This window comes from Oerskovia sp. NPDC056781 (genome assembly GCF_042789955.1).
In the GTDB taxonomy this organism is placed as follows: Bacteria; Actinomycetota; Actinomycetes; order Actinomycetales; family Cellulomonadaceae; genus Oerskovia; species Oerskovia rustica.
This window is the reverse complement of record NZ_JBHUAD010000231.1, coordinates 1-6,028: the sequence shown is the minus strand read 5'-3', so window position 1 is coordinate 6,028 and position 6,028 is coordinate 1. Positions and strand designations below refer to the sequence as shown.

Below are 6,028 nucleotides of genomic sequence, written 5' to 3'. Positions count from 1 at the left end.
GGGTCGGGGACCTGCGTCGTCACCACGAGGCCCAGGGCGACCACGGCCGCGAGGACGGCCAGGACGCGAGAGCGGCTGCGCCGTCGGGCAGGCCGGGGCGACGGCGCGCTACCCGGCTGCCCCACCGGCACGTCCACCGACGTCATGTCAGCGCGACGCCTGCCAGCGCACGACGTCTTCCGAGTAGCGGTGGAGCAGTGCGGCGAGGGCCGCGACGTCGTCGGGCGACCAGTCGCTCAGCGCCTGGGAGATGGAGTCGACGCGACGCTCGTGCGTGGTCCGCAGCAGCGTCTCCCCGGCCTCGGTGAGGGTGATGATCTGGCCGCGGGAGTCGTCGGGGTCGACCTCGCGGTCCACCATCCCGACCGACTCGAGCCGTGCGAGCTGCCGTGAGATCGTCGCGCGCCCCACCCCGAACTGCTGCGCGAGGTCCGACCCGCGTACGCCCGGGTTGGCCCAGATGTGGGCGAGCAGCGGGTACGCGCTCGCGTCGAGGTCGGGGTGGATGCGCTTCGCCATCGCGTTCGCGGACGAGCCCGCCCGGCGCGTCAGGACGCGCAGCTCGCGTTCGAGCGCGTAGAGCGGCGAGTCGTCGGCTGCGGGCGTGGTGGGCGTAGAGGACACAGTCGGCTCCGGCTGGTCGGTCGGCGAGGGCGGGATCACACGCCCCATCATGGCGTGCGGCGGGGCCGCCGTGGAACACGCATCCACGACGGCCCCGGGTGAGGTCCTGCGAGAGGAGGTCAGCGCGAGGCGCTGCCCCCGCGAACGGGGCCGTCGGCTGCCCGCTCGGTGCCCTGCGACGACGAGGCGCCCGACGGAGCGCCCGCCCCCGCGAGGACCGAGCCCTCGGCGGCCGCGAAGTCGCTCTCGTGCTCCTGCTCGATCTCGTCGGTCAGGTCGGGCAGGCCGGCCGCGAGCTCGCGCTCGAGGCGCTCGTCGAGACCGGACTTGGTCCCGAGCGGCACCTCCTTGAGGAACAGCACGCAGATCAGGCCGATGACCGCGAGGGGCACGGCGACGAGGAAGATCTCCGCGATGCCCTCGCCGTACGAGCGCTCGACGAGGTCGCGCATCGGGGCGGGGAGCGTCGAGACGTCCGGCACGGTGCCGCCCGTACCGTCGCTCGGCACGCCCATCTTGGCCAGGCCCTCCTGGATGGAGCTCGTGACCTTGCTCGCGAGGACGGCACCCAGGACGGAGACGCCGATCGCTCCGCCGAGCGTGCGGAAGAACGCGACGGTCGAGGTGCCCGCGCCCATCTCGGAGACGTCGAGGGTGTTCTGGACCGCGAGCACGAGGTTCTGCATGAGCATGCCCATGCTCGCGCCGAGGAAGAACAGGTAGACGCTGATGAGCACGAAGCTCGTGTGGTAGTCGATCGTCGAGAGGGCGAACAGCGACCCGACGAGCAGCACGCCACCGGTGACCATGAAGGCCTTGTAGCGACCGGTGCGCGTGATGAGCTGCCCGATCAGGGTCGACGCGACGAACGTCCCGACGATCATCGGGATGGTCAGCAGGCCCGACTCGGTCGCCGTCTTGCCGCGCGCGACCTGCATGTACTGGCTGAGGAAGACCGCGGTGCCGAACATCGCGACGCCGACCGCGACGCTCGCGAGGACCGCGAGGACGAACGTGCGGTTCTTGAACAGGTGCAGCGGGATGATGGGCTCGACCGCGCTCTTCTCGACCAGGACGGCCGCGACCAGCGCGAGCAGGGAGCCGATCACCATGACGGCGCTCTGCCACGAGACCCACTCGAAGTTGTTGCCCGCGAACGTGACCCACAGCAGCAGGGTCGAGACGCCGACGCTGATGAGCAGCGCACCCCAGTAGTCGATCTTCACGACACGGCGGGGGATGGGCGGCAGGTGCAGCGTGCGCTGGAGCACGACGATCGCGGCGATCGCGAACGGCAGACCCACGAAGAAGTTGAGGCGCCAGCTCACGGTGTCGGTCAGGACGCCGCCGAGGAGAGGCCCGCCGATCTGGCTCACGGCCATGATCGCGCCCATGAGGCCCATGTACTTGCCGCGCTCGCGTGGGGAGATGATGTCGGAGATGAGGACCATGGCGAGCGCCATGAGCCCACCGGCGCCGATGCCCTGGAGGGCGCGGAACGCGATGAGGGTGCCGACGTTCTGCGACAGGCCGGCCAGGGCCGACGCCACGACCGAGACGACCAGCGCGAGCTGGATGAGGACCTTGCGGTTCGTCAGGTCGGCGAGCTTGCCCCAGATGGGCGTCGAGATGGTGGTCGTCAGCAGGGTCGCGGTGACGACCCAGGTGAACGACGACTGCGACCCGTTCAGGTCGTTGATGATCTTGGGCAGCGAGCTCGAGACCACGGAGGTCGCGAGGATCGACACGAACATCCCGAGGAGGATGCCGGACAGTGACTCCAGCACCTCTCTGCGGGTCATGGTGGTGGTAGCGCTCATACGGGACTCACATTCATAGGTCGTGCTTTGTCGTCGAAAGGTCGTGGCAGTGCCCGACGGCGGAGGCCGGGCGGTGCGGGCGGGTCGCCCTGGGGGTGGTGCGGGTGCGGGGCCGGTGCGGTCAGGCGCGCGAGAGCGCCTCGGTGAGGCGCCCGAGCTGGTGGATCGACGCGTGCAGGTCCTCGGCGGTCCAGCCCGCGAAGGTCTCGGCAGTGCGGCTCATGAGGAGGCGGAAGGTCTCGTCGACCTTCTCCCGACCCTCGGGCGTGAGGGTCACGCTCCGGGCGCGCCGGTCGTCGTCGCACGCCGTCCGCTCGACGAGCCCCGAGTCGACGAGGTGCGTGACCTGTCGGCTCGCGACCGACAGGTCGACCTTGAGGTGGTGCGCGAGCTCGGTGACCTGGAGAGGGCCGCAGCGCTGCAGGAGGCGCAGCGCGCCGAGCGACGCCCGGGGGAAGTCGAGCTCGCGGGCCAGGCGGGCCGAGACCTCGCGCTGGGCGCGGTTGAGCTCCTCGAGGGCGACCGTGAGCTCCTTGACGGGGAGGTCGAGGACCCGCTCGTGGGGGGTGCTCGTGGACTCCGAGGGGGATGCCGTGCGGACGGCGGACGGGATGACGGGGGCGTCGAGGGAGGGGCTGGGGGAGAGGGGCACGCGAGAGATCTCCTTAGTTGCTGCAAGCAACCATAAACCCAGATGGTTGCTGAGGGCAATAGTTGCGGCGAGCATGTTCTTGGCACATCTGTACCGGTCGGTGGGACGAGCGCCTCGCGGACGACCCGGCGTCCGGCTCCCTGCGTACGATCGAGAGGTGAGCGAACAACCGGCCCCCAGTCACCGCCCGCGCCGCCCCGCGATGCTCGACCCGCGCGAGGCCGACGAGCTCCCCGGCGACCTCGACCCCGCGCTGCGCGACCAGATCGCCCACACGACCGCCGCCGCGATCGTGCACGGCGCGCGCGCCGCCGAGGACCCCGAGGTCGTCGACCGCCTCATCCGCCTCGTCGAGACCGAGGGCCTCGACGTCGTGTCCGGCCTCTGGGCCGACTCGGCCCCCGCGACCCTGCCCGGCGCGCTCTGGCGCCTGTACGTCCTGCGCGAGTGGGTGCGCCGCGACCCGCAGACCGTGGCGCTGCGCTACCGCCTCGGCGTCGACGCCGCCCCCGTCCAGGAGGTCGTCGCCGGAGTCGTCAGCCCGCCCGGTCCCGAGGACGTGCGCGAGCTCGCCGACGCGGTGCTCTCAGGCGTCTTCGCCGGCGACCTCGCCGTGGCGCTCGAACGAGCCGCCGCGTTCTGCCGCATCCTCGCCACGGGCGCCGCGTTCGACGCCGACGCGCGCGAGGCCGGTGACCCCGACTCCGCGCTGCGCATGACGCGCGGCGCCTCGTCGCTGCTGCGCACGGCCGAGGAGCTCGAGCACTCCGCCGCCCTGTGGCGGGCCGACAGGCTCGACTGACGCGGCGCCGTCGGGCCGGTGCGCGTTCCCTGTGCGCCGCAGCGGGCGCGGGGTCTCCCGACGGCTCGACGTACCCTCTGACCTGCGGGTTCGAAGCCTCCGGGACGCGGGCGTACGATGGTTCACGACGTCGGGTCGCGGTAGCCCCGGGCTCCAACATCAGCCGCTTCGAGCGGCCTTCGCGCCGACAGGCGCTCCCGGCCCGGCGTCGCCCCCACCACGACGTGAGCGCCGTCCGGCGTGCCCACCCAGGGCCCCTCGGACGCTCCCGCCGGTCGCCGAGAGCGATTGAACGTTCAGGCGACAGTTCGGCTACATTTGACGAGCGTTAGAGATGCGTTAACGCGCCCTCTGGCGCCACTCACCACAGCGTCACCTTCCAACAGAACACCTGTGACATCCGGGTGACGATCGCTCCGTGCGGTCGTCATCTGCCTGTGAAAACCCACCAGCGTCCAGCCCTTTCGGAGCCTCCCGTGCGCTTGCGCCTCACCCCGCGCGATACCTCGTTCTTCGACCTCCTCGCCGACTCCGCTCAGCACCTGGTCACCGGGGCGAACCTCCTGGCCGAGCTGCTCGGCGCAGACCGCCCGACCCGCAAGGAGCTCGCCAAGAAGCTCGCGGAGACCGAGCACCTGGCCGACGACGCGACGCACACGATCATGCGACGCCTCAACCAGACCTTCGTCACGCCGTTCGACCGCGACGACATCTACGGGCTGGCCTCCGCGCTCGACGACTGCATGGACTACATGGAAGAGGCCGCGGACCTCATCGTCCTGTACAAGATCGAGGAGCTGCCCGCCCGTGTCGGCGAGCAGGTCCAGGTCCTCCAGCGCGCCGCCGAGCTGACCGCCGAGGCCATGCCGCGCCTGCGCTCGCTCAACGACCTCGCCGAGTACTGGGTCGAGGTCAACCGCCTCGAGAACCAGGCCGACAAGATCCACCGCAAGCTCCTCGCCGAGCTCTTCGACAACGTCTCCGACCCGATCCTCCTCATCAAGCTCAAGGAGGTCATCGAGATCCTCGAGCAGGCCGCCGACGCGTTCGAGAAGGTCGCGAACATGGTCGAGACCATCGCGCTCAAGGAGTCCTGAGCCCCGTGGAATTCGCTCTGGTCGTCCTCGTCGTCGCGCTCGCGCTGAGCTTCGACTACACGAACGGATTCCACGACGCGGCCAACGCGATCGCCACATCCGTCTCGACGAGGGCCCTCACACCGCGTGCCGCGCTCATCATGGCAGCGGTCATGAACTTCGCCGGTGCGCTTCTCGGGACCGAGGTCGCCGAGACCATCGCGACCTCGATCGTCGACCTCGAGGACGTGCCACCGCACACGGCCCTCGTCGTGGTGCTGTGCGCCCTGGTCGGCGCGATCGTGTGGAACCTCATCACATGGTGGTTCGGGCTCCCGTCGTCCTCGACGCACGCGCTGATCGGTGGCCTCGTGGGCGCCGGGCTCGCCGGCGGGCTCGCGATCTACGGCGCCTCGATCGTCGACAAGGTCGTCCTGCCGATGATCTTCTCCCCGCTCGTGGGCTTCGGCCTCGCGTTCATCGTCATGGTCGGCCTGCTGTGGGCGTTCCGCCGCGCGGCACCTTCCAAGACCACCCGCCGCTTCCGCCTCGCGCAGACCGTGTCCGCCGCGGCCATGGCCCTGGGCCACGGCCTGCAGGACGCGCAGAAGACCATGGGCGTCATCTTCATGGCGCTCCTCACGGTCGGCTGGGCAAGCCCCGACGAGGGCATTCCCCTGTGGGTCAAGCTCGCCGCGGCCGCCGCGATCTCCGCCGGGACCTACTCGGGCGGCTGGCGCATCATGCGGACCCTCGGACGCAAGATCATCGAGCTCGACCCGGCGCGCGGGTTCGTGGCCGAGTCCGTCTCCGCGATCGTCCTCTACGTCAACGCGTTCGCGCTGCACGCGCCGGTCTCCACGACGCACACCATCACGTCCGCGATCATGGGCGTCGGTGCGACCAAGCGCCTGTCGGCCGTGCGCTGGGGCGTCGCGAAGAACATCGGCATCGCGTGGGTCCTGACGATCCCCGCCGCTGCGCTCGTGGCCGCGATCATGTACTGGATCCTGTCGCCGATCCTGCTCTGACCCGACAGGCCTCTCACCTGCTC

At 70.6% G+C, this 6,028-nt stretch carries 6 protein-coding genes; 3 read left to right on the top strand and 3 right to left on the bottom strand.

Going from position 1 to position 6,028, the window contains the following annotated elements:
• Window positions 1-147: 147 nt before the first annotated feature.
• The 3 genes from ACFRCR_RS15885 to ACFRCR_RS15875 all read right to left on the bottom strand — a co-directional run bounded on the left by ACFRCR_RS15885 (window position 148) and on the right by ACFRCR_RS15875 (window position 3,096).
• Window positions 148-624 carry a MarR family winged helix-turn-helix transcriptional regulator gene (locus ACFRCR_RS15885; RefSeq protein ID WP_318244046.1) on the bottom strand — a complete coding sequence of 159 codons (477 nt, stop codon included), beginning with the start codon at window positions 622-624 and terminating at the stop codon, window positions 148-150.
• 119 nt (window positions 625-743) lie between these two features.
• Entirely contained in the window at window positions 744-2,444 is a 1,701-nt protein-coding gene (locus ACFRCR_RS15880; protein WP_377678849.1) for an MDR family MFS transporter, read from the bottom strand.
• Window positions 2,445-2,565: 121 nt separating this feature from the next.
• Window positions 2,566-3,096 (bottom strand): MarR family winged helix-turn-helix transcriptional regulator, encoded by a 531-nt coding sequence (locus ACFRCR_RS15875; protein ID WP_377678847.1) that lies wholly within the window; start codon window positions 3,094-3,096, stop codon window positions 2,566-2,568.
• A gap of 202 nt (window positions 3,097-3,298) precedes the next feature.
• Between ACFRCR_RS15875 and ACFRCR_RS15870 the strand changes: the two genes are divergently transcribed.
• From ACFRCR_RS15870 to ACFRCR_RS15860, 3 genes are all read left to right on the top strand, one after another.
• Window positions 3,299-3,898, top strand: coding sequence for a hypothetical protein (locus tag ACFRCR_RS15870; RefSeq protein ID WP_377678850.1), 600 nt, complete (start codon window positions 3,299-3,301; stop codon window positions 3,896-3,898).
• Between the two features lie 476 nt (window positions 3,899-4,374).
• Window positions 4,375-4,995, top strand: a complete 621-nt coding sequence (locus ACFRCR_RS15865; protein ID WP_030151734.1) for a DUF47 domain-containing protein — start codon at window positions 4,375-4,377, stop codon at window positions 4,993-4,995.
• Window positions 4,996-5,000: 5 nt separating this feature from the next.
• The gene (locus tag ACFRCR_RS15860; RefSeq protein WP_138826192.1) at window positions 5,001-6,005 is read left to right on the top strand and encodes an inorganic phosphate transporter; all 1,005 of its coding nucleotides are present in this window, start codon (window positions 5,001-5,003) and stop codon (window positions 6,003-6,005) included.
• Window positions 6,006-6,028: the final 23 nt, after the last annotated feature.